Consider the following 24,145-nt stretch of genomic DNA (forward strand, 5'->3'; position numbering starts at 1 on the left):
CTTAACTCCCAATATAATGGGAAATAGGAAACGTTTTGCAGTCCAAAGCTGTTGTCTTAACTCCCTTAACTCCTCTAACTCCTTTAACTCCCAAATCTTTCAACTTCTAAAAAATCCTCCCCCTCCCCGTTCAAGTCTCCTGATTTTATTGTAACTTTGCAGCCGTATGAGTAAAGGTAAGCTAAAGAAATTTGCAGAGATGGAAACATTCAGCAATGTTTTCCAATATCCCTATGGCGTGATAAGCGAGGTGCCGTTTGAGATGAAGGGGCATTGGCGCGAACAGTATTTCCACAACGACAATCCGATAATACTCGAGCTTGGCTGCGGAAAGGGCGAGTATGCCGTAGGACTGGCAAGGGTGTTCCCGAACATCAACTTCATCGGGGTGGACATAAAAGGTGCGAGAATCTACACCGGGGCGAAACAGGCTCTGGAAGAGAATCTGGAAAACGTGGCCTTCCTGCGCACGAGCATCGAGATCATAGACCGGTTCTTCGGCAAGGACGAGGTGCAGGAGATATGGCTCACCTTCTCCGACCCACAGATGAAAAACGTTCACAAGCGGCTTTCCTCCACCTTCTTTATGAACCGGTACCGGAATTTCCTCGTGGACAACGGCATCGTACACCTCAAGACCGACTCGAATTTCCTCTTTACCTACACCACGTATATGGTGGAGAAAAACAACCTGCCCGTACTTTTCCGAACAGAAGACCTCTACGGAAACGAGACAGAGGGAGTAAAGGCCGACGACATCGACGAGAAGACAAGGGAAATACTCGGCATTCACACCTACTACGAAAACCAATGGATAGAGCGAGGGCTGAACATCAAGTATATGAAGTTCCACCTGCCACAATCGGGCGAACTCTCCGAACCCGACGTTGAGATTGAACTCGACGACTACCGTTCCTTCAAGCGGACAAAACGCAGCAGCAAGGATACGGCAAAGTGAATTGTTGAGTTCGGGATAAGTCCCGAACTCAGAGGGAACGAGAAGACAAGGAGGTTAGATTCGAGTTTACGAGGAGACAAGTGGACGAGTGAACAAGGAAGTTAGATTACAAGTTTACAAAGAGGTTAGTTTAGAACTAAGTTCGTGAACGGAATAGACGAGGAGATTTTGTAAGCAAATCTCCTCGTTTGTTTTTACCTGTATGCAAGGCACTGCACTTGCCACTTCATAAACCAGTTTCCTTGTCTACTCGTCTACCAGTTTACTTGTTCACTTAGCCCCTCATAAACTAACCTCCTCGTCCACTCGTTCACTTGTAAACTCGTAAACTAACTTACAACAACCTATCCCCGTAGATTGCGTTCTTGATGTCCTGCTCGTGGTCGAACACGAAGCGGGCAACGATGGCACTGAGCAGAGCCGTCGATGGCATCTTGATGCTGTTGGCCGACTTCAGACGGTCGAGAATGTGCTTGAGGTCGGAATCTATGTAGACCGTGGCGAGCTTGGAATCGCGCAACTTATATTCCTTTGCGAGGTCGAGGAAGAGCTGCCAGCTCTCTTCGCCGCTCTCCTTCCTGATGGTGTATTCCTTTGCCAGATCCTTGCCCTCGGCTTTCGGCAGTTTCTTTGCCGCCGGTGCCGTTCGGTCTTTCGTATCGGTTGGCTGAACATTTTCCTTTTTTGTCGCACTTGGTTGCATCACAGCCGACGCAGCAGCACTGGCGGCAGCAGCGTTATCGTTCTGAATTTCTTCCTTTTTTGTCGCACCAACGTTGGTTGCCGACTCAGGATTCTGCACTGAATGCACAATATTCTTTATACTTCCGGGAAGCGTAACTTGTGGTTTCTTTGCCATATCTTATGAAAAATTGAGTATTGAAACAGAGCGTTCATTGTCCGACAGAACACTCGTAAATAAGTAATCACACTTATATATGTTTCAATATTTGCGTTTCTGTATTTTTATATATTTATATTTCAACTCTTTTGAATACTATATTAGGATTCAGACGGTTAGTCCTTCCCCACTCTATTTCATTCGTTTGAGCATATAGTCGAATGCGCCTTGCACGGCCTGTCGCTGAGTTGCCAAGAGTTCAAAGGTGTTGATGCGCTTGAGCGTTGCGCGGCTGTTCACCACCGGCGTAACCTTGCCAATCTGCTGGAATATTTCGTTCGTCTCGTTCCACATACGCTGCTCGTCGCTCGTACCGATTCGGGGGTCGATTCTGTTCGGAACGAAGAATATTTCGGCGTGCATATCGGGATTGTGCGCCTTGAGCATATTGATAACCTGCACGAAGGTACCGGTGGAATCGAGCGTCTTGTCCTCATATTCATAGGGACAGATGATGTAATCGGCATTGGCAAACAACGGAACAAGACCATCCTCGCTGACGTTACCCGGAGAGTCGAAGAGCACGTAGCCGTCTACTTCAGATGCTGAGTCCATCAACTGCTGCATCACCTCGGGTTCGCTCACGTCGAAATCCTGCACGCTGTACGGTTCTTCCACGCCCTGATAGATTTCCGCATCCTTCTGTCGCTGCATCAGGATGGTCTTCTGCAAGTCGGTATCTATGATGCAGACCGGCTTGCGCTTAAAAGCTAAATAGTTGGCAAAGAGAATACAGAGTGTGCTCTTCCCTACCCCACCTTTCTGATTGGCGAAAACTATTTTTTTATTTTTCATTATTTATATATTTATATTATTTTATTTAAACACAAAATCCCTGTTCGTCGAGCCTTACAGAGGTTGTTTTCACTCTTAAGACGCATACACCACTCCCCTACTCTGCTTTCATCATCTCATAAGCAGCAGTGAATGCTCCTACTGAAAGCACACAAACCAAAAGCAAAACAGTATTGACAATGCCCATACTGCCACCGGCAATTAAAACAACAAGGCTGACGATGAAGAGGATGAACGCACCACTTACTTCAAGGAAAAAGCGATGGCACTGCCGTTTCAGCTCTCCACAGGAATGCTTATAGAGCGCAACGAGCACCTGCACGACTCCACAAAAGAATCCTCCATAAAAGACTGCCGACACGAAACTGTAAAAAGGCCATCCCATATAGTTGGGAAAACACAGCCCAAAGACGCGCGTCTGGAGCATATAGAGCACCAGAGCCACCGAGGCTATCAAAGACACAACGGGATAATACCCACTCTGAAACTTTGCCTGTACGCTCTTCATACCTTTATATATAGACACAAGCAGCCCGGCGACCGAAAGCATTGAAATAATCTCGCCTGCGAGCGACAGTTTTTCCATCGGTGCGTATGAATATTCGTCCATTGCCTTACCTATCAGAAATTCCGAATCGGCATAAGCTGAATAAACCATCAGCAGCAGTCCGAGGACAAAAAGCACAAAACAAATCTTATTGAACACGCTGATTTGTCGTGTAATCGGTAAATGAGATATCAGTTCTTTCTTCATATTCATCGCATTATTACTCCACAACTAATTGATATCAAGATTTCTAAACAACAATATAGTTACAGATTTTCATTTTTATATATTTACATTTATACAAAACAAAATAGATATATTTATTTATATTCACTCACATCCGTGTCGTCGCCATCCTCATATTGAGGGTCGTCTGACATTGTGAAGCGTATCATTACCAAAGGCACAATCATCATTGCGTATGTGGCAATCTGACTGATGGTAAAATAGGTGGCAAGATCGTTGAGCGACAGCCCTCCCACCGATGTGTACATATAGGTGTATAGCCCTTGAAAAACAAGTGTCAGCAACGGACAAAGCACCAATGCCCACCCGTATTGCCTGATTTTGCCGACGAATTTTCGGATAAGGCTGACGCCAAGCACCATCTGCGACAGAAAAAGGAACAGATTGGCGATAGGCACGAAGTTGTCTTTGAACTTGCTGAAATCGGTTGTCTGGAACGTTCCGTGCACGGAAATCGTGTCGCCCGACGGTATCAGCTGCACAACAGTAATCAGTAAGCTGAGCACCATCAGCAGAATCATCATCAGATTCATAGAAAAATGCTTTGCTTTTTGCAGACAACGGCGGAAAATTTCAAAGATGGCGAGTTCCGACAGCACGAAGAGCACATTCTGCACCACCTGAAACGGATCCAACGCTTGCAGCACCGCCGTACCATCCACCGTATTCATTTCCGTTTTCGGCATTCCAACCCAAGCATTGTGAAATCCCAATGCAACTACTATTACCAATATAAAGTAAGACCAGTTGAGCACGGCCTTCGATATTTTCGATATTTTAAATTGCGATATATTCATATTTGTATTTTTACATATTCATATAAAGAGATAAAACCACCGTAAAAAAAAAGTTTGCCTCAGGCGGGGAAACACATTTATATAAATATATTTCAACCTATTCGCGCAAAACCCTATTTCTGCAAATATATAAATATGCAACAGAAAACAAGAGGATGCCGCTAAAAACAGCGCATTTCTTTATCTCAAATCACACCTTATATATATGTATAATCATATTTCTATATATTCACGGCAGGGAACACATCTCTATTATCATCGCAAAATTAAGCAAACAAACAGAAATAACAAAATATTTTAATGTTTTTATTCAAACAAAGAATAAAATAAATATTTTCATTCTTATTTATATTTTTATATATTTACAGAATAAAACAAATAAACAGAATGCTGTTTAACGAACTATCCGACAAATATGGAGGATTCGCTCAGCAGAAGAAAAAAGAGGATTTAGCGACAAATTAGGAAGAAAAACTGCTAAAAGGATGAAACAAAGAATCGAGTGCGAAAGGGAATAGGGGAGTGGGGGAGGAAAAGAATGAAGATTTTGGAGCAGCAAACGAAAAGGAAGTGAAAACTGACCGAAATAAAGCCTGAAAAATGAAAAAACAGGAATGCCGTGCGAAAAATGGGGCAAAATGAGCAAGACAAACAAAGTGCGACAAATTAGGAAGCAGAAAAAAGAGTGCGAAAACTTGAGATAAATAACTGATTTACAGAATAGTTATGGGTAATGATAAAACCAAAGTGCGACAAAAAAGTGAAAAGTTTTGTGAAAATATAGCTGAAATGATAGAGCAAAACGGCATAATAAATTGATTAATAGCGATTTAAAGATAAAAGAAAAGAGAAAATCAGCTGATAAACCTACTAATATGTCGCCGAAATAATCTAAGAATAGAATGCTCTGGAGACAGATAAATGAAAGGATTTAAAATAAAACGGAGCGAAGTTTGGAGATTTCCGCAATGTGAGTGCGACAAAAAGGGAACGTGGAATTAACGCGAAAAAAACGAATCGTCAGGCAGATAGAGGAGATAAATATGAAATCTGACACTATCCACAGATGGAGCATAGCGACAAAAAAGGAAGTTTTAAAATAGGAACCAATAAAATCATAGTGCGACAAATTAGGAAGTAATATTCCAAACAAAGAAGAAGGCGTGCAGTTAGCTGATTTTTAGGGAGATAGAGTAGGGGGCGGATTTTTACGGGGAGATAAAACAGTGGTAAAAGGACAGAGAAAAATTGAGAAGGAAAGGAACTGAAAAGCAGAAAAAGGACAGAAAGGACAACGGAAGAGGCGAAAACGCAAAGCTGAAAGGGAAGAACGATGAACGGAAAGGGGACAAGAGAGGGGAAGAAAATAAAAGAATCGGACACAGAAAAGGAAGCAGCGAAGACAAAACAAAGGAAACGGAGGCTTGCAAAAGGGAGCAGAGAGAACTCAACAAACGGAACGGGGCAACAGAAAAGCGCAATGAAGGAGACAAAAACTAACGGAAATGAATTTTTGGGGAAGCAGGGTGGGGGAGAAAGGGAACTGAAGCAAGGCGCAACTGTGCGACAAATAGGGAGGGTCGCTGGAAAACTTTTAGTAAAATCATCGGAAAGAAAAATCAAAAAAATAGAGATTTACAAACTTAAAACTTTCTCAAAAGTTTAGAAAATCTTTCTTTATCTATTATTAGATATTATATAAGGGCTTGCAAGGTGCTGATAGAAAGATTGTTACAAGGTTTGTTGGCGACATATATGTAGTTTAGCGCAGACAACAAGGGAAGTATGGTTCGACAAATTTGTAGGGTAGATGCGACAAGTTAGTAGGAGAGTGAAACACGTCTGCGACAAATTTGTAGTATCGCTTCGACATATTAGGAGCAAATTCCTGTTAGCAGTAATTAATTCCGACAAAATTATGGATTTTCTCTGTTTTCTGATTGTTTTATGCTGAATTATCTGTTATGAATCATTTGTTTTGTCGCTGCATTCTATTTTCTTAATCCTTATAATTTACTGTATAAATAATTGGAAATCAATGATATTTAAAAACTTAAATTTTATCATCGACAAAAAGGGAGATAGTTTAGGAAACTGATATTTGCAAAAGTACGACAAAAAAGGAAAATGCTGAAAATATTTTACACGATTCGTACCCTTGCATAGCTTCTATCTAAAGATAGAAGCATATTTGTCGCTTTTTTCGGCGGAAATGAGCCGTGGAGTGTGGAAAGCTAAATTCAGGGAACGAATGGGAGTGTGGCTGTTGGCGAGATGTTTAATGCGTTGGCGCATCGGTTCAGCGTTCGGGCGTGGCATAAAAGGCGATTTTCGGCAAACTTTCCGAGTGTCCGGTAGTTGCCCGGTAGGGAGAGCTTGGCTGCGATATTTTGATTTTTCTTTACAGATTCGTGAGGGTAGAAGTGTGAATACTCCTATTTTGTCGCACGTTTGTTGCGTGATGAGTTGTCGGTGGTTGTTTGATTTGATTGGATGAAAGCATTGAAAATCAGATAGATAAGTCTATTTTTCTCCTTACTTTTCCATTGTTTTCGCTTGATTTACGTGAAAAAATCGGTTCTCATAGGGGAGAATGTTGAGAATTTCTTAAATCTTTACTCATTTTTTTGCGTTCTAAGCGTTTTAGATGATTTTCCTTGTCTGCCCTGCAAAAATCTTTTTTGTCGCCTTAAATCGAAGAAAAATCCTCTTTTTGCCTGAAGGGCAGGTTCAACTTTGTGTTTTCTGCTTGAGGGTAAATTGTGAAAATAGATTAATTGCGACAAATTAGTAAACTCTTTTCTTTTCAATTTTTCCTTTGTAATAAGTGGAATTTTCATTATTGGCGACAAAAAAGGAACAAATTTTAAGTTCCTAAAGTTTATCCTTAATGCGCTCTTTATCAGCCAACTGATTCTTGTAGTGCGCTGAAGAAGACGGGAAATATTGCCGAAAATCAATGTGAAAAACGCTTGATAAGCTCCCCTTGTCGGCTCTGTTTGCAGTTAGCCTGTTCCATTCTTCGCAAGAATGCAGCGTGAGTGTGCGAAGATTGTGCGACAAATGTGCGAAGATTGCATTTCATTCTTCGCATGCTTGCAGATTAATATTTTTATGTTTTTCCGTTGTAATATTTATATGTTCTTTCATATAAATTTAAAAATAGAAATATATTTATATTTAAAAAATTGATTATAAGAGTTTTAATGTGGTTACTTATAATAATGTTTTTATATAATAATATAAATAAACCTGCACAATCTGTACCATCAGCGAGAGAGTGGTTCTCGCAAATCCCGCAAATGGGCTGAAAAAGATTTGCGTAATCTGCGCCATCAGCGAGAGAATGGTTCTCGCAGATTTCGCGAATCTCGCAAATTATGTGAAATGGAATCGGCTTAATCTGTGGTATCAGCGAGAGGATGAATTACGAGGATTGGGTAAGTGGATGAAGAGAGGATAAGTGTGTTGAAATATAAATAACTGTATATTTATAAATAGAATAATATAAAATAATAAATATATAGAATATTGGCAGTTAGGTGGTTGTGCGTTTTAATGTATTGTCTGGGCTATGAAAACAATGTGGATACTCATTTTCTTTGCAAAGAATTGCCCTTTCCGATGATAGAAAACCATCAAGGGAAAGGGCTGTTCTTATGCGGTTGGTTGAGGGAGTGTTGAATGTCAGTTCAGGTTGCCCTTGTCTACGAACATTATGGCTTTGTTTTCGTCTGCCACCAGACTGATGTAGCGTTCGTATTCGCGGAGCACATCGGCTATGATTTCCTGTTTTGTAAGATATTGAATGTCGTTGCCGGTTCTGCCGTCGCTGAAGTAGGTAACGGGCAGATACTGTTTTTTGTCGTCTATTTCGGGCGTGTTGTCGTCGTCGATGAGATAGTTGGATATGGTTTGCACTTCCGCCGCCACGCCGTATCTGAAATTCCATATCTGGTCGTGCGGGATGAGGAGTTCCAAGGAGAGAGGGCCTCTTTTGCCCTGATGGATTTGTGCGTCGATGCCCCGTTCAGAAAGTTCGCGCCGCAATTCCTCAAAGGCCGGCCGCACCTTCTCGGCGAAGAACCGCTTTACGTCCTGACGCTTGGAGAAGGTGAGAATCTGGTCGAGCCGCTCGTGCCAGTGGCTGCCGTCCCAGTTTCGGCTGCCGTATGGGATGCGCGAGCTGTGGTAGAGCCGGTCGGTGCGCAAAGCCTTGAGCAGGCAGAAGCAGAGCAGGAGCATTATGAGGCCGAAGGGCAGTGCCGATATGAGTGTCATTGTCTGCAAGGATTTCAGGCCTCCCGTGCGCAGGAGGGCCATTGCTATGACTGCCAGCAGCACTCCCCAGAAAGCATTCTGCCACTTGGGTGCGTTGGGACGGTTGCCAGATGCGATGCTGTTCATTACGAGGATTCCCGAGTCTGCCGACGTAACGAAGAATACGGCAATCATCATCACGGCCAGCACGCACAGAGGCTTTGCCAAGGGGAACTGTTCGAAGAAAGTGAAGAGCAGCACGTCGGGATTGCCTGCCAACGCCGAGAGTGCACCGTTTGCTGTATGCTGGTCGATGTAGATTGCGCCGTTTCCGCAGACAGTCATCCACAGGAAGATGAAAACTGACGGCACGAAGAGCACTGCGAGGATGTATTCGCGGATGGTTCTTCCTTTGGAAATACGGGCAATGAAGAGCCCTACGAACGGTGCCCAGCTGATCCACCACGCCCAGTACATCACCGTCCACGACGTGAACCATTCGCGGCTGTCGGACTCGAAGGCAAAGGTGTTGAAGGTAAGCGAGGGCAGTCGCCCGATATAGTTGCCCACGCCTTCGCTGAATGCGCTCATAAGGAAGGTTGTAGGGCCGAGGAGCAGCACGAATATCATCAGCAGCACGGCAAGCCCAAGGTTGATTTCGCTGAGTTTCTTCACTCCCTTGTTCACTCCCGCCACGGCGGAGAATATGGCTACGGCACTGACAACGGTGATGATGATGCACTGGAATAAGTAGCTTGACTCGCTGAATATGCCCAGATGCACCAGTCCGGCATTGAGCTGCACCACGCCGAAACCCAGAGAGGTGGCTATGCCGAAGAAGGTGCTGACGAGTGCGAAGATATCCACCACGTCGCCTATCGGCCCGTTTATTCTGTCTTTCAGTATGGGATATAGCCCGCTTCTGATGGCCAGAGGCAGCTTGTATCGGAAGGAGAAGTAGGCGAGGATAAGCCCTGCCACGGCAAAGATAGCCCACGCGTGCAGTCCCCAGTGGAAGAAGGTGGCAAGCTGAGCGTCCTTTGCAGGCTGCAATGTGCCGGGAAGAGCCGGGTTCACATAGTGAGACATTGGCTCTGCCACGCCGAAATACATCAGTCCGATTCCCATTCCGGCTGCGAAGAGCATTGCTATCCACGAAAAGAAGCTGTACTGTGGCGACGAGTTGTCGGCTCCCAGTCGGATGGTTCCTATCTTGCTGAATGCCAATGTAAAGAGGAATACGACAAAGAAGGACACAATGAGGATATAGGTCCAACTGAGCTTGGTGTAGATAACTGATTGGACTGCATTCAGTGCTTCGTTCATCCGTTCGGGGAAAAGCGCACAGGCGAGCGAAAGCACGAGGAGTACGAGCAGCCCCGGCACTGTAACGTTTCGTGTAAATGTTGTTTTGATGTCTTTAAATACATACATATATAGATATTTGTTTATATAATTATGTGGTAGAAGGGGGCGGAAGGCGCGGGGAAGTGCCCTGAAGAGGGGTGGCCACAGCGCAGGGCAGCAGATGAGGTAAACCGATGGTGTGATGGTCTTCCTGAATAGAGAAGGGCAATTCGGTCGGCTTCGCCGCAATGCCGGTCTCACTTGCCCCCTGACATACTTTTATTCAAGAAATAATAGCTGCCGTGAATGGGCTGCACGGTGGAAAAAGAAAACAATAAAGCACGTTTTCAGCATTTCCGTATGCAATATACGAAAAAAATATGAATTGTGCAAATACCTCTTTGCCTGCGGGCGTGTTGTTTCTTGCTGATATCACAGGCTTTGATTTAATTGATTTGCGTAATCTGCGAGAGCCTATTTCTTACTGATGGTACAGATTGCACTTACTAATGGAATCCACGGCAATATTTATGGAAACGATTTGTATTAATTTTAAGATAATTTAAACGTAGTTTTTGTTTTATTTCTTAAATTCTTAGTTATATTTGCACGCCAATATAAAATATTAGAAAGTTTATGGATATCAGCGAAATGACTGATAGGTTCATTATATGTTCACTTAATTAATTATATATTTATGTCCACTACTGTCCAAAGAAAAATTCTTGAACCTAATTCAAATTGATTATTTTCAATGAGTTACGCGAATATTATTTTTTCGAGATTTGGTTTTGTACTTTTGCAAATCGTATTGCAAGAGGCAGAACTCATGAATCAAGGAAAGACCGTATTCGCTCAAATCATGTCGCTCATACCAAGATATGAGTTCGACAAGTGCGTAAAGAGATACAACGGCAATAGACATGCCATCGGCTTCAAATGCAGAGACCAGTTTATGGTGATGAGCTTTGCCCAGTTCACCGACCAGATTAGTCTCCGCAGCATTGATGCGACGCTGGTGGCTCTCTCTTCCAAGCTCTATTCGAGTGGAATAAAGTATATCCAACGTTCGACTTTGGCCCATATCAATGAGACCAAGGATTGGCGTATATACCATGATTTTGGGCAGAGCCTGATAGCCTGGGCAAGAGAGCTGTACCAGGACGAACCGTCCCGGCTTGACGTGGATGGCATCGTGTATGCCTTTGACAGCAGCACCATCAAACTGTGCCTCCAGCTTTGCCCGTGGGCTCGTCTGCATCATGACAAAGGGGGTGTAAAGATGCATACACTTCTGGATTTGCGTGGCTCCATACCAACCTTCATCCATCTGACGGAGGCTGCTGTTCATGATTCCAAGACCATGAGTCTGATTCCCGTAGAACCAGGAAGCTACTATCTCATGGACAAGGGTTATGTTGACTTCAGACAGTTGTTCAACCACTTCCATCGTCAGCAGGCTTTCTTTGTGACAAGGGCAAAAGATAACATGAGGTATGAGGTAGTTGAGGAACGTCCTGTAGACAAACAGACAGGAGTTACAAACGACACCATTGTCAGACTTACAGGACCAAGAACCTCCAAGTGGTATCCAGACACACTGCGTATGGTTGTTTACGAAGATTATGCCACAGGTAACGTCTACAGATTCTTGACCAATGACTTTACTCATTCCTACCTGACAATCGCAGAACTCTACAGGGAACGCTGGCAAGTGGAGTGCTTCTTCAAATGGATAAAGCAGCGAATGCACATCAACTCGTTCTACGGAACGAGCCAGAATGCTGTATTCTCGCAGATTTGGATTGCTATCTGCGATTATCTGCTGCTTGCCATTGCAAAGAAAGTGTACCATATTGAACAGGATCTCTATATTTTATCGGCTGCCATCGGGAAGGTTCTCTTTGAGAGGAAACCCTTAGGCGAACTATTCGTTAAACCAAAACGTCCTCAGAATGACTCCAATGATGGTCAGCAGATCTTATGGAAAAATTTCTTTGGACAGTAGTGATTTATGTCAAAAGAATTTAGACTCACGACTTTAGCATTGGCGTGCCTTTTGGGGTTAGGTGCAAATGCTCAAGGTATTCAAAAAGGGTATTATCGCATAAAGAATGGTTATACCCGTCCAGACGGTAAGCAGTATGTTCAGGTAAGAGGCAAGTATGAAGCCCAGCCGGATCAGACTGCGAGCGAAGTAAAAACAGAGGCAGGTTCCATTATTCTATTGGAAGTAAAGGATACTGTTATCAATGGAAAATCGATTTATAATGTAAAGACATTGCGTTCGCAGGGCGTTGATGTAATCAATGGTTATTTGGTTCCTGCCATTAAAGTAGCTAAAAAGCAGGTAGATGATTTGCTTAAGGCTAAACTTGGTACAGGGGGGACGTATAGTGCAGCTAAATTAGCTATTGAAGCTGAATTTAAGAAGTGGGATTTGAATATGCATTTAGAAAAGACCTCACTTACTACGGGCGAAGAAGCTTATTATGCCTATGCCACAGTACCAAGTTTGCAAGGTGCCGTGGACTACTATAAGTTGTTAAAGACTGTGGGACCTTTCTTGGGAATAAATGTTAATACCATCCTTACTCCGGAACAGATTGCTGCCTTTGAGGGTGGTGCGGACGCCTTATGGCTTTATGCAGAAAAATTAGTTTATGAGAAACTGAAGGCAACATACGGAGAAACAAACTATTTTGTTCAGTTGGTTAAAAGCTATATAGACGCAAAGCGTATTAATCAAGGTCAGCAGTATTCATTGATAGAAGGTGATATCAAGCAGGTAATTGGTAATGGAAAGCAGTATGATCCAGCAGATCCGGCTTCCGCACACAATGAATATTCGGCTGACAAGGCAAAATTCGACTTTGTAAACAATGGCGATCCTGCTAATCACTACTATGGTCCTGAACGTCCGGTAGCCGGCGATGCGGCAAAATGGGTTTTGGAACCAGTCGGCGACCAACCTGACAACTATTTTGGCGTGAAACCTCTGGCTTCTATTCAGGGGCGTACAGGGAAATATTACACAACTCTTTATACTGACTTCCCTATGAAGGTTATGGACGGGATGACGGTTTACAAGATTTCTGGTATTTCAGAAAATGCCAATTATCCCGGCGTTGGTGTGGCAAAGGTAGAAGTTGTAGCCAAAGAAGGCGAAATCATTCCGATAGCTACTCCGGTCGTTTTGGAATGCAATGGCACGGATCCGGCTTCAAACCGTTTGTTGCCTGTACTTCAGGAGGGCGTTGCAGCTCCGACAGACAATTTGTTGTCAGGTATCTTCTTTGGCGACGATGTTGCCAATGTACTTGTTGCCGGTAAAGAGCTTCGCGTGTTGAACAAGAATGCTGCCGACGTAAATAATCCTATCGGCTTCTATAAGTACACAGGCACAAAGCTTGCTATGAACAAGGCGTTTATGATGCTCGACCCATCAATGGCCTACTCCAAGGGATTTATCCTTCAGTTGGGCGAAGACCCGGGAACAACTGGCATAACGGAAGTAGACAAGGATAAGAGTGCCGATAAGATGGAAATATTCGACCTTCAGGGCCGCCGCGTAATCAATCCTACACACGGAATTTACATTATTAACGGTAAGAAAGTGGTTATTAAGTAATTCGGAAGCTACTTAACTATTATTATAAAAATATAAACCATAAGAACGACGGTTCTTTATATATATGACGATTATGAAAAAATCATATTCAATGCCACGTTGCCACGTTGTTAAACTCAATGCCAGTGGCGAGATATTAGAGGGTGCATTCGGTAATAAATCAATCGTACCGATTGACGGCGATGTAACGGTGCCTGATCAAGGTGCCAAGCCGATAAAATTTAATGAAGATGATAAAGAAGATGACGTTTGGGGATATGATCCTACTTGGAGAGACTGATAAACGTCCTGTTATAAACACCGTTCCTAAAGTTATAAAGAAATAAATATAGGAATGATAAATAAGAATGAGACTATGCACGGTGGTGTGTGTAGTCTCATTTTTTGATTAATGCTTTCTCTGATTTTATCAGTTTACAGGATGTATAACGAAGAATCCCCACAACCTTTGCAGATTGTGGGGATTCGTATGCTTGCCGGAATCTTACTTACGGAGACCGAGTGCCTTGATGATAGCACGGTAACGCTCGATGTCGCGGTCGTACAGATAATCGAGGAGGGCACGACGCTTACCTACAAGGCGGGTCAGCGAACGTGTGGTAACGTGGTCCTTGCGGTTTTTCTTTACGTGCTCCGTGAGGTGCTTGATACGGTAAGTGAAGAGTGCGATCTGGCTTTCTGCCGAACCTGTGTCGCCGGCTTTCTGCTCCTTACCGAACTGTGTGAAGATTTCCTGCTTCTTTTCTTTGCTTAAGTACATTTTGATGTATTGATTAATGATTTTGTGCAATTACATCCTTTTGTCGCTCAACCGCCTTAATCACAACGGGTTGCAACGCTGAATGCATCGGATTCTCCGAAACTGCGCTGCAAAGTTACAACTTTTTATTTGATTGCCAATACTTTTTGGATTATTATTTGTACTTTTGCACTCATTAAAATTTGAAAAGCTTTTTAAGGTAAGTAAATGCAAGATATTAGAAACATCGCAGTAATTGCGCACGTCGACCACGGGAAGACAACCTTGGTGGACAAGATGATGCTCGCCGGCAAGCTGTTCCGTGACGGACAGAACAACAGCGACGAGGTTTTGGACTCCAACGACTTGGAGCGCGAACGAGGGATAACAATTCTGAGCAAGAACGTCAGTATAAACTGGAAGGGAACGAAGATAAACATTCTCGACACGCCGGGACACTCCGACTTCGGAGGCGAGGTGGAGCGTGTGCTGAATATGGCAGACGGATGCCTGCTGCTCGTGGACGCTTTCGAGGGACCGATGCCGCAGACGCGCTTCGTGCTCCAGAAGGCGTTGCAGATGGGACTGAAGCCGATGGTGGTGGTAAACAAGGTGGACAAGCCGAACTGCCGCCCAGAGGAGGTGTACGAGATGGTGTTCGACCTGATGTGCGACCTCAACGCAACCGAGGACCAGTTGGATTTCCCGGTGGTCTACGGTTCGGCGAAGAACGGATGGATGAGCGCGGGCTGGAAGGAACAGACCGACAATATTGATTATCTGCTCGACCTGATTGTGGAGAACATTCCCGGTCCGAAGCAGCTCGAGGGAACGCCGCAGATGCTGATTACCTCGCTCGACTATTCGAGCTACACGGGGCGTATCGCAGTGGGGCGCGTGCACCGAGGAACGCTCAAGGACGGACAGAACATCACCATCTGCCACCGCGACGGCTCTACGGAACGGACGCGAATCAAGGAGCTGCATACCTTTGAGGGTATGGGGCACAAGAAGACGGCTGCCGTGAGCTCGGGCGACATCTGCGCCGTGATAGGACTGGAGAACTTCGAGATAGGCGACACCATCGCCGACTTCGACAATCCCGAACCCCTGCCGCCGATTGCCGTGGACGAGCCTACGATGAGTATGCTCTTCACGATCAACGACTCGCCGTTCTTCGGCCGTGAGGGAAAGTTCTGCACCTCGCGCCATATCAGCGAGCGTCTGGAGAAGGAACTGGAGAAGAATCTGGCGTTGCGTGTGAGCAATGTTGAGAACTCTATGGACAAGTGGATCGTGAGCGGGCGAGGCGTGCTCCACCTTTCGGTGCTGGTGGAAACGATGCGCCGCGAGGGCTACGAGCTTCAGGTGGGACAGCCGCAGGTTATCTACAAGGAGATTGACGGGCAGAAGTGCGAGCCGGTTGAGGAGCTTACCATCAACGTGCCGAACGATTTCTCGAGCAAGATGATTGATATGGTAACGCGCCGCAAGGGCGAACTGCTCGGAATGGACACCGAGGGCGACCGTGTGAACATCACGTTCGAGATTCCCTCGCGCGGCATTATGGGACTGCGCACCAACGTGCTCACGGCCAGTCAGGGCGAAGCCATTATGGCGCATCGTTTCAAGGACTATCAGCCGTTCAAGGGCGAAATCGTCCGTCGCACCAACGGCTCTATGCTTGCGATGGAGAACGGAACGGCGTTTGCCTATGCCATCGACAAGTTGCAGGACCGCGGAAAGTTCTTCATCGATGCCGGAGAGGAGGTCTACGGAGGACAGGTAGTGGGCGAGCACGTTCACGACAAGGACTTGGTAATCAACGTAACGAAGTCCAAGCAGCTCACCAACGTGCGTGCATCGGGTTCGGACGACAAGGCACGTGTGATTCCGAAGACGGAAATGAGTCTGGAGGAGTGCATCGAGTATATCAAGGCCGACGAATACATTGAGGTAACGCCCGAAAGCATCCGTATGCGCAAGATTACGCTCGACCATAACGAGCGCAAGCGCGAGAGCAAGGAAGCGTAGGGTGGGGGACGGAAGTTCCTGCACCTTATAATATATATAACGAAGCCGGCTTGTGGGCTATTCTCACTGATGACGAGAGAATATGCTTTCAGCCGGCTTTCCTCATTTCTGCAACTTCACGTGCGCAACAGTTCCCCCGATTACGAATGCCAATCCAGAAAACAAGAGCGCATTTCCCCTTGCGTCTGCAAGGAGATGAACGGCGAACAGCAGCAGTCCTACGCACACGCTCGCCAGTCCCAAATACTTTATATAGCTCTTCATAGGGCGCAAAAATACTAAAAATGCCGGAATAATCAATAAGAAATAAGGGAATAATGTATGTGGCATCGGGCGAAAGTGCATAGCGCAGAAGCTCTGGAATGCTCAATATACTTTATAAATTGCAGAATATGTTGAATTTCATACTGCCTTATGCTTATGCTGACGGCAATTAAGATGTTCAGAATTATCACAAGAATCCAGACAATCAACACTTTTCTTATATGCAGTCATTGTTAATCATAGTCGCGTGTGTGTTTGCTGTATCCATTGTAATTATAGCAATAATCAGGAAACGCCTTAAAGCCAAGGCCGATGAACTGTCGGAAGCAGTAAATGAATTGTCTTTCAATGGCAATAAATCCGATTGCGGACACACGGAAGAGAGCCTTTCGGCATTGAGCGACGGAGCATTCGTTGATATTCCTACCGAGTTGGACAGCGTTTTCAATGGGAAGATAATCTCCTCAGCGCAGGAAAACGAACTGTTCGACCGATATATGCCGTTTTATCAAGAGGTTTGCTCGCTTCTTAGAAAGTTCGAGATATTCCATATATCGCCTTCCGAGACCATTTCCAAGTTTGCGTATGATTTCGGAACCCTCCACCGACTTATAAAGCAGCACAATGAGAAGGAACTCGCTCTCTTGCTCGATACGCATAAAGACTTTTTCGACCATTGCCTGCAATATCCATTAGACAAGCAGCAAAGGCGGTCGATTGTTTCAGAAGAAAACAACTGTCTGGTGGTCAGTAGTGCCGGAAGCGGAAAGACATCTTCCATCGTCGGCAAAGTGAAATATCTTACGGAGATTAAAAACGTATCGCCCCATAGGATTCTTCTCATAAGCTATACCAATAAGGCGGCAGCCGAACTCACGGAAAGAATGGCTACCGATGGATTGAAGGGTTACACGTTTCATAAATTGGCTATCGATATTATCGGAAGAGCAACCGGCACGAAGCCGTCTGTCTGCGATAATACCGATGCGCTGTTCATTGAGATTTATCACGCCCTGTCGGAAACCGAGGATTTCAAGAAAAACATACTGGAATATTTCGTTGATCATCAGGTAAATGAAACCGACTTGGAACAGTATGAGCGCGAAAGACGGGAGAAACTCTCCGAGGAGAAGAAGGTAAGGCTGAAAGCAATGTTTCCTGATATGGACGGCAGAGCCATCTATGTGAGAAGCGAGCAAGAGCAAAAGATATGTTTCGCACTGTCGTCGCTCGGCGTAAAGTTCAGGTATGAAGAACCCTATGAGCACCAATTGGCCGACGAGATACATTCACAATATCGTCCTGACTTCTCAATATATTTCGAGAAGGGAGGCAGTACCAAACGCATCTATCTGGAACATTTCGGAATAGACGAGCACAATCTTGTCCCTACGTGGTTTGCACAGGACAAGAATATGACATACGAGGAAGCCTGCCGGGAATACAACGACGGAATTACGTGGAAAAAGGCGGCTCACGAGAAATTCGGAACACAGCTTCTTACAACCTCAAGTGCCGATTTCCATTACTCCGATATAAAAGGCAAGCTCAGAAAACTGTTGAAAGGTGCCGGCGTGCCCATTCAGGAGAAGACAGACGCCGAACTGTATGAACTCATTCTGCCCAAAGGCAGCAAGCTCGAAAAGGCATTGATACGCCTTGTTGCCACTTTCGTTACGTTGGTAAAGTCGAGCTGCAAATCCGTCGATGAGGTTCTGCAACAAGCGGAAAAGGCCAGCGACGAGCGTAGTGTCTTCATTATAGAGAAAATATTCCGACCCGTTTACGAACGTTATAAGAAAGCATTAGCCGAGCGTGCCCAGATAGATTTCACCGATGTGATTCTTCAGGCCACGGAGATATGCCGCACGTCGCATCCCGTGGCGTATGATTATATCATTGTGGATGAGTTTCAGGACATATCGGTAGACCGGTACAACTTCCTGAAAGTGCTGCGGGAGGGGAACCCACCTGCAAAGCTCTATTGCGTGGGCGACGACTGGCAGTCCATATACCGTTTCTCGGGAAGCGATATGGCTCTTTTCAATCAGTTTGAGGAATACTTTGGCCCAACGGATATTAACAAGATAGAAACGACATACAGATTCGGCGAGCCGCTCGTGGGGCAGTCATCCCGTTTCATTCAGCGCAACAAGGCACAGATTCAGAAGAACATCCGCTCCTTCAACGCCGAAATGAAAACGGAACTGGAGTTCTGTCCCTACGACAAGCGCGACTACTGCAAAACCATAGAGCAACTCGTAGCGTCCGTTCCTTCAGGCAAGTCGGTATTCTTACTGGGACGCTACTCCTTCGACGACTATTATCTCTCCTTTACGCATAAGATGGTCAGGGAAGGCAATAGAGCATACTATATGATAGGAGGCAGAAAGATAGAGATTCTGACGGTGCATAAGTCGAAAGGACTCGAAGCCGATTATGTAATCCTCCTGCAATGCAACAAGGACACCTATGGTTTTCCGTCTCTGGTAAGCGACGACCCGGTGCTCAGCTACGTGCTGACCGAGGGCGACCAGTTTCCGTTCGGCGAAGAGCGGCGGCTGTTCTACGTTGCTATCACGAGGGCAAAGACGAAGACCATCGTGCTTTACGACAGGCGTTTCCCATCCGTATTCGTAGACGAGTTTCTGCATCCCGAGAAAATTACGGAAGAGAGCTATGCCAAGCATCGGAATGCAAACAAGCGATGGACGGGCAAGTCAGATCAATTTCTCTTAAAGCTCCATAGAGAGGGTAGGAGCGTGAAGTATATTTCTAACAAAATGGGCAGAAGCCAGACCTCCGTCATTATGCGATTGGGGAAACTCATTCAGTAGTATTTCCTTGTTTTCTTTCCTTCTCGTCAATCTTTCCTTCATTATATATACTGGAGAATAGTTATAATCTTTGAAGGATTGTTCCTCGTCAGTTCCGTAATTCTCGCAACCAATGGGGTAAGCCGGCGTAATTGACGGAACAATGGCTCACGCAGATTTCGCAAATCACGCGAATACATAGAATAAAACTATTGATAGAAATATAAATATCTGAAAATCAGGTAATAATCTTGTGTTTTTAAACGTGCGAAAAACGCATTTCGTTCTTCGCAAGAATGCAGGGCAATCGTGCGAAGAATAGCGTGCGTTTTTCGCAAGATTGGAATGAGGCGGCGAATCAATGGGGCAAAATCTGCGGGAAACCGTCTCACGCAAATCTCGCAGATTGCGCAAATCAATCAAAACAAAGTCTGTGATATCTGAAAGAAATAAGGCTCTCACAGATGGCACAGATACACAGATTTTATATTATAATATACTTCCACAGAGAAAACCAAGTTTTCAAGGATGGCACAGATTATCTTTGCAACAATCTGCGACAATACGCAATAAAACACCTATACCCAATCTGCATCTGACCTTCATCTGACCTTTGCCATCAACGTTCTGTGTTATCGTTGGAGGCCTGCCTCCTTTGTGGGCAAAAACAATATCTGTGGCTCTGTGCAATCTGTGAGAGATAAATACTTTCTGCAAATAAATGATAAATAAATCAGCGTAATCTGCGCCATCTGCGAGAAACCGTCTCACGCAAATCTCGCAGATTACGCAAATCATTCAAAACAAAGTCTGTGATATTTGTAAGAAATAATGCTCTCACAGATGGCGCAGATACACAGAATTTATTTTATAATATACTGCCACAGAGAAAACAAAGTTTTCAAGGATGGCACAGATTATCTTTGCAACAATCTGCGACAATACGCAATAAAACACCTATACCCAATCTGCATCTGACCTTCATCTGACCTTTGCCATCAACGTTCTGTGTTATCGTTGGAGGCCTGCCTCCTCTGTGGGCAAAAACAATATCTGTGGCTCTGTGCAATCTGTGAGAGATAAATACTTTCTGCAAATAAATGATAAATAAATCAGCGTAATCTGCGCTATCTGCGAGAAGCCGTCTCACGCAAATTTCGCAGATTACGCGATGGTGTCAATGCTCTTATCCCATAGTCGGGGGCGTGTTTCTCAGTTGAAAACGAGGCGGAAGGTGGTGAGGGCGGAGTCTTTTTCGGACAGCAGCACGAGCGAGCCGTTGCTCACACGCATAATCTGCCGGGAGATGGAGAGGCCGATGCCGCTTCCCTCGGCCTTGGTGGTGAAGAAGGGGACGAAGATGTGGGACGCTACTTCCTCCGAAATCCTCGGACCGTCGTTGGAGATGTCTATTACCACCGATTCCTGTTCGTCGCTGTAAGCCCGGATGATGATTCTTCCGTTGAGGGAAACGGCTTCGGCGGCATTCTTCAGAATGTTGCTTACCACACGGCTGATGAGTCCCTCGTCAGCATAGACGAGCAGGTCCTTCGGCTCCACGTGGAGTTCCACTCTCACGTCCCCGGTCAATATCGGATGGACGAGGCTCGCCATCCGCTCGAGGAAGGGGCGCACATAGAACAAGTCGGGCTTGGGTGCAGGCACGTGGGTGAACTTCCGGTAGTTCTCAACGAACTGAATCAGCTCCTTGCCCGTCTGGTTTATCACGCTCAGGCCGTCGTGCTGCTCGCCCTGCGAGTTCTTCAGGAGCGTGTCGCTGAGCGAGATAATCGGCGTTACGGTGTTCATAATCTCGTGCGTGAGCACACGGATGAGCTTCACCCAACTGTCTATTTCCTGATTGGCAAGCTCGCCCTTGATGTCGCTGAACCCTATGATGCGCACCGAGCGTCCTTTCAGCACGGTATGCGTCTCGCGGGTGGAGAATCCCGACAGCAGGTCCTTGATTTTATTGACGTGCGAGATCACGTCCATCCTCAGCAGATCGCGTGCCGCCTGATTGCTGCGGAGCACCACTCCCCGCTCTTTCTCTATGACGAGGATACCCGTTTCCACGGAGTCCATAATCAGCTCGAAGTATTTCTCGCGCTCTATCTGCTCGTCGCGGGCGTGCTGGAGAATGTCTTTCACACGGTTGAGCGAGGCGTTCAGCAGCCATTCGCCGCCCTTCGCGGTGTCTTCGGGGAAACGGAACGAATAGTCGCCGCTGTCGAGGGCGTCGAACAGGAACGACACCTTGCGCACGCTGCGCCTGTAATGGAGCCACAGCCTGACGTATGCCGCCGCCATTGCGAGGAGCAGGACAATGAGTATGATAACTTCCGTCTTCATTCCTTACAGTCCGTAACGTTTTATCTTGTTATACAATGTCTGGCGCGTGATGCCGAGCTTGAACGCCACCTGCGACAGGTTGCCGTCGCAGTCGTGTATGGTCTTCTCTATGAGCCGCTGCTCCATCTCGTCGAGCGTCTGCACTTCGTCCATCGGCTTTGCCTTCTGCGCATCCTGACCGTCTATGTCGTTTGCGTCAATCACGCTGCCGCTGCTCAGAATCACGGCCTTTTCCACGGCGTGCTGAAGCTCGCGTATGTTGCCGTACCACGGCAGTGAGTTGATTTTTTCTTCTGCCTCGGCGGAGAAATTCATTTCCGGCTTGTTGTACATATTGGCATAACGGCCGAGGAAGATCCGTGCTAAGGCTGCCACGTCGCCCTTCCGCTCGCGCAATGGCGGCAGATGCAGATGAATGGTGTTGATGCGGTAGAGCAGGTCTTCGCGGAACCTGCCCTCCTTTACCATCAGTTGCAGGTCGCAGTTGGTGGCGCACACGAGCCTTACGTCGATGGGTATCTGCGTGCTTCCTCCCACTCTCACGATGCTTCTGCGCTGCAATGCCGTGAGCAGTTTTGCCTGAAGGGCATACCCGAGGTTTCCTATTTCGTCGAGAAAGAGCGTGCTTCCCTCTGCAAGTTCAAATTTTCCGGGCTTGTCGGCCTTTGCATCTGTGAACGCTCCCTTGACGTGTCCGAAGAGTTCGCTCTCGAAAAGCGTCTCCGTGATGGCTCCCATATCAATGGGCATCATCTGCCTTGCGCTCCTGTTCGACAGCCGGTGTATCTCGTTGGCCAATACCTCCTTGCCCGTACCGTTCTCTCCCGTAATGAGTATGTTGGCATCGGTGGCCGAAACCTTCTCCACCATCAGCCGCAGGTTCTCCATCACGGCCGACGAACCCCAGAACATCGTGCTCTCCCTGCCGCCGGCATCTGCCGTTCCGCTGCCTTTCTTCGTTTTCTCATAGGCTTTCGACAGCGTTTCCGTGAGTTTCTCATTGTCGAACGGCTTAACGATGAAGTCGGCAGCCCCTTCCTTAATGCCTGTTACGGCGAGTTCTATGTCGGCGTATGCCGTGAAGAGCACCACCTCGGTTGCCGGCCGTGCCTTCTTTATTTCGCGCAGCCAGTAGAGTCCCTCGTTTCCGTTGTTTATTCCGCTGTGGAAATTCATATCCAGCAGCACCACGTCGGGTCTGTCCTCCCTCAGCCGTGTGGGTATGTTTGCAGGACTGGCAATGGCCACAATGTTCTGAAAAACATTCTCCAGCAGCATCTTCACTGTGGTAAGGATATTCCTGTTGTCGTCAGCGATAAGTATTGTGCCTTGTTTCATAATATTGCAAAGATATTCTTTTTTCTCAAAAGCGTCAAGCCTATGTCGGAAAAAAACGTGCTCCCTCTGATTTTTGCTCCCTCGATTTGCGTAATCTGCGGGATTTGTGTGAGTTTTTTTCTTGCAGATGTTGCGGATTTTATTTTGATGGATTTGCGCAATCTGCGACATCTGCGGGAAATTGTCTCACGCTGATTTCGCAGATTACGCTGATTCATTTTTTATTTGTTTGTGGGATTGGCGTGAACGGCGAATGGGATGTATTTATCTCTCACGGATTTCACGGATGCACAGATATTGTTTTTTCCCACAGAGAAGGCAGGGCTCCAAAGATGGCACGGATTCTTTTGGCAGAATATTATGATGAAGTTCTATGGCGTCGGGAATCTGTGTCATCCTTGAAAACTTTGTTTTCTCTGTGAGAGTATATTATAAAATGAAATCTGTGTATCTGTGCCATTTGTGAGAGATACTTGCTTTGCGTAATCTGCGTAATCTGCGAGAAACAACCTCACGCTGATTTCGCAGATAACGCAGATTTTAAAATATAATGAATGAGGAAAAAGTTTGAGCGTAAATAAATATTTTATACATTTGCAGCGTTAGATATCAATCCGGTATTCATCAAGAATAAGTTTAGAAAGCACGATATGGCATATCTGTTAGGATTTTCACTTGTCAGCCTGTTTTGCCTGTACGCTGTATATCAGTACAAAGGACGCAAGAATCATTTAGGCTTGTATATAGCTGTTATAATAGGTGTGTTGGCATTGTTGTCCCCTTTCATACTTTATGCGCCACAAATCAGCGGCGATGAGAGGATTTTCATCAAGGACGATACTCTTTTTATAAACGGTCCTTATTCCAAGACTATTCCAAGACGGGAGATTGCAAGTCTGCAAACGGTTGATTCCCTCCCCGATGTAGACTTGAGAACCGATGGTATATCTTTCGGGAATATAGATATAGGGCATTTCAGAACCGAGGACAATGAAGACATCTTGCTTTACCTGAACTCTTCTTCAACAAAGTTTTATTTCGTTCAAACCACCAAGGGCGAAAAGATATACCTCAATTTTAAGGATAGCAGCAAAGTCTTGAGGTTTGATAAATGATACTT

The 24,145-nt window shown here is 45.7% G+C and carries 18 protein-coding genes; 8 read left to right on the forward strand and 10 right to left on the reverse strand.

Annotated elements, in window-relative coordinates; all coding sequences use genetic code 11:
- Positions 1-166 precede the first annotated feature (166 nt).
- Positions 167-958 (forward strand): tRNA (guanosine(46)-N7)-methyltransferase TrmB, encoded by a 792-nt coding sequence (gene trmB / locus P150_RS0103955; protein WP_028896571.1) that lies wholly within the window; start codon positions 167-169, stop codon positions 956-958.
- Positions 959-1,292: 334 nt separating this feature from the next.
- Here trmB and P150_RS0103960 read toward each other — a convergent pair whose 3' ends face one another.
- From P150_RS0103960 to P150_RS0103975, 4 genes are all read right to left on the reverse strand, one after another.
- A complete protein-coding gene (locus tag P150_RS0103960; protein WP_028896572.1) occupies positions 1,293-1,817 on the reverse strand; it encodes a hypothetical protein in 525 nt (174 codons plus the stop codon).
- 174 nt (positions 1,818-1,991) lie between these two features.
- Positions 1,992-2,654, reverse strand: a complete 663-nt coding sequence (locus P150_RS0103965) for a ParA family protein (protein WP_028896573.1) — start codon at positions 2,652-2,654, stop codon at positions 1,992-1,994.
- A 97-nt stretch (positions 2,655-2,751) separates the two neighbouring features.
- Entirely contained in the window at positions 2,752-3,408 is a 657-nt protein-coding gene (locus tag P150_RS0103970) for a hypothetical protein (protein ID WP_155952920.1), read from the reverse strand.
- Positions 3,409-3,521: 113 nt separating this feature from the next.
- Positions 3,522-4,244 carry a hypothetical protein gene (locus P150_RS0103975; RefSeq protein ID WP_028896575.1) on the reverse strand — a complete coding sequence of 241 codons (723 nt, stop codon included), beginning with the start codon at positions 4,242-4,244 and terminating at the stop codon, positions 3,522-3,524.
- A 1,333-nt stretch (positions 4,245-5,577) separates the two neighbouring features.
- On the opposite strand from P150_RS0103975, the gene P150_RS17420 reads away from it, so the two are divergent.
- Complete coding sequence (locus tag P150_RS17420; protein WP_155952921.1) at positions 5,578-5,910, forward strand: hypothetical protein; 333 nt, start codon at positions 5,578-5,580, stop codon at positions 5,908-5,910.
- 949 nt (positions 5,911-6,859) lie between these two features.
- Here the strand turns inward: P150_RS17420 and P150_RS0104000 are convergent.
- Positions 6,860-7,084: a hypothetical protein gene (locus P150_RS0104000; protein WP_028896579.1), complete on the reverse strand. Its 225-nt coding sequence runs from the start codon at positions 7,082-7,084 to the stop codon at positions 6,860-6,862.
- Positions 7,085-7,931: 847 nt separating this feature from the next.
- Positions 7,932-9,938 (reverse strand): BCCT family transporter, encoded by a 2,007-nt coding sequence (locus P150_RS0104010; protein ID WP_028896580.1) that lies wholly within the window; start codon positions 9,936-9,938, stop codon positions 7,932-7,934.
- A gap of 667 nt (positions 9,939-10,605) precedes the next feature.
- On the opposite strand from P150_RS0104010, the gene P150_RS0104015 reads away from it, so the two are divergent.
- The 3 genes from P150_RS0104015 (at position 10,606) to P150_RS15880 (ending at position 13,762) form a co-directional block, all read left to right on the forward strand.
- Positions 10,606-11,859: an IS4 family transposase gene (locus tag P150_RS0104015; protein WP_028896581.1), complete on the forward strand. Its 1,254-nt coding sequence runs from the start codon at positions 10,606-10,608 to the stop codon at positions 11,857-11,859.
- Positions 11,860-11,865: 6 nt separating this feature from the next.
- The gene (locus tag P150_RS0104020) at positions 11,866-13,482 is read left to right on the forward strand and encodes a hypothetical protein (RefSeq protein ID WP_028896582.1); all 1,617 of its coding nucleotides are present in this window, start codon (positions 11,866-11,868) and stop codon (positions 13,480-13,482) included.
- A gap of 91 nt (positions 13,483-13,573) precedes the next feature.
- Entirely contained in the window at positions 13,574-13,762 is a 189-nt protein-coding gene (locus P150_RS15880; protein ID WP_197018042.1) for a hypothetical protein, read from the forward strand.
- A 204-nt stretch (positions 13,763-13,966) separates the two neighbouring features.
- On the opposite strand, the gene rpsO is transcribed toward P150_RS15880, so the two are convergent.
- Entirely contained in the window at positions 13,967-14,242 is a 276-nt protein-coding gene (gene rpsO / locus P150_RS0104030) for a 30S ribosomal protein S15 (protein WP_028896583.1), read from the reverse strand.
- Between the two features lie 207 nt (positions 14,243-14,449).
- Here rpsO and typA point away from each other — a divergent pair, with 207 nt between their 5' ends.
- Positions 14,450-16,255, forward strand: coding sequence for a translational GTPase TypA (gene typA, locus P150_RS0104035; RefSeq protein WP_028896584.1), 1,806 nt, complete (start codon positions 14,450-14,452; stop codon positions 16,253-16,255).
- 102 nt (positions 16,256-16,357) lie between these two features.
- On the opposite strand, the gene P150_RS17790 is transcribed toward typA, so the two are convergent.
- Complete coding sequence (locus P150_RS17790; protein ID WP_197018043.1) at positions 16,358-16,519, reverse strand: hypothetical protein; 162 nt, start codon at positions 16,517-16,519, stop codon at positions 16,358-16,360.
- A gap of 221 nt (positions 16,520-16,740) precedes the next feature.
- Between P150_RS17790 and P150_RS0104045 the strand changes: the two genes are divergently transcribed.
- Positions 16,741-19,356: a UvrD-helicase domain-containing protein gene (locus P150_RS0104045; protein WP_028896585.1), complete on the forward strand. Its 2,616-nt coding sequence runs from the start codon at positions 16,741-16,743 to the stop codon at positions 19,354-19,356.
- Between the two features lie 1,191 nt (positions 19,357-20,547).
- Here the strand turns inward: P150_RS0104045 and P150_RS0104055 are convergent.
- Together P150_RS0104055 and P150_RS0104060 are read right to left on the reverse strand one after the other, a co-directional pair.
- Positions 20,548-21,687: a PAS domain-containing sensor histidine kinase gene (locus P150_RS0104055; RefSeq protein WP_028896587.1), complete on the reverse strand. Its 1,140-nt coding sequence runs from the start codon at positions 21,685-21,687 to the stop codon at positions 20,548-20,550.
- 3 nt (positions 21,688-21,690) lie between these two features.
- Entirely contained in the window at positions 21,691-23,025 is a 1,335-nt protein-coding gene (locus tag P150_RS0104060) for a sigma-54 dependent transcriptional regulator (protein WP_036932041.1), read from the reverse strand.
- Positions 23,026-23,675: 650 nt separating this feature from the next.
- On the opposite strand from P150_RS0104060, the gene P150_RS0104070 reads away from it, so the two are divergent.
- The gene (locus P150_RS0104070) at positions 23,676-24,140 is read left to right on the forward strand and encodes a hypothetical protein (RefSeq protein ID WP_028896589.1); all 465 of its coding nucleotides are present in this window, start codon (positions 23,676-23,678) and stop codon (positions 24,138-24,140) included.
- Positions 24,141-24,145: the final 5 nt, after the last annotated feature.

Origin of the sequence: Prevotella sp. HUN102 (assembly GCF_000688375.1) — a bacterium.
Classification (GTDB): domain Bacteria; phylum Bacteroidota; class Bacteroidia; order Bacteroidales; family Bacteroidaceae; genus Prevotella.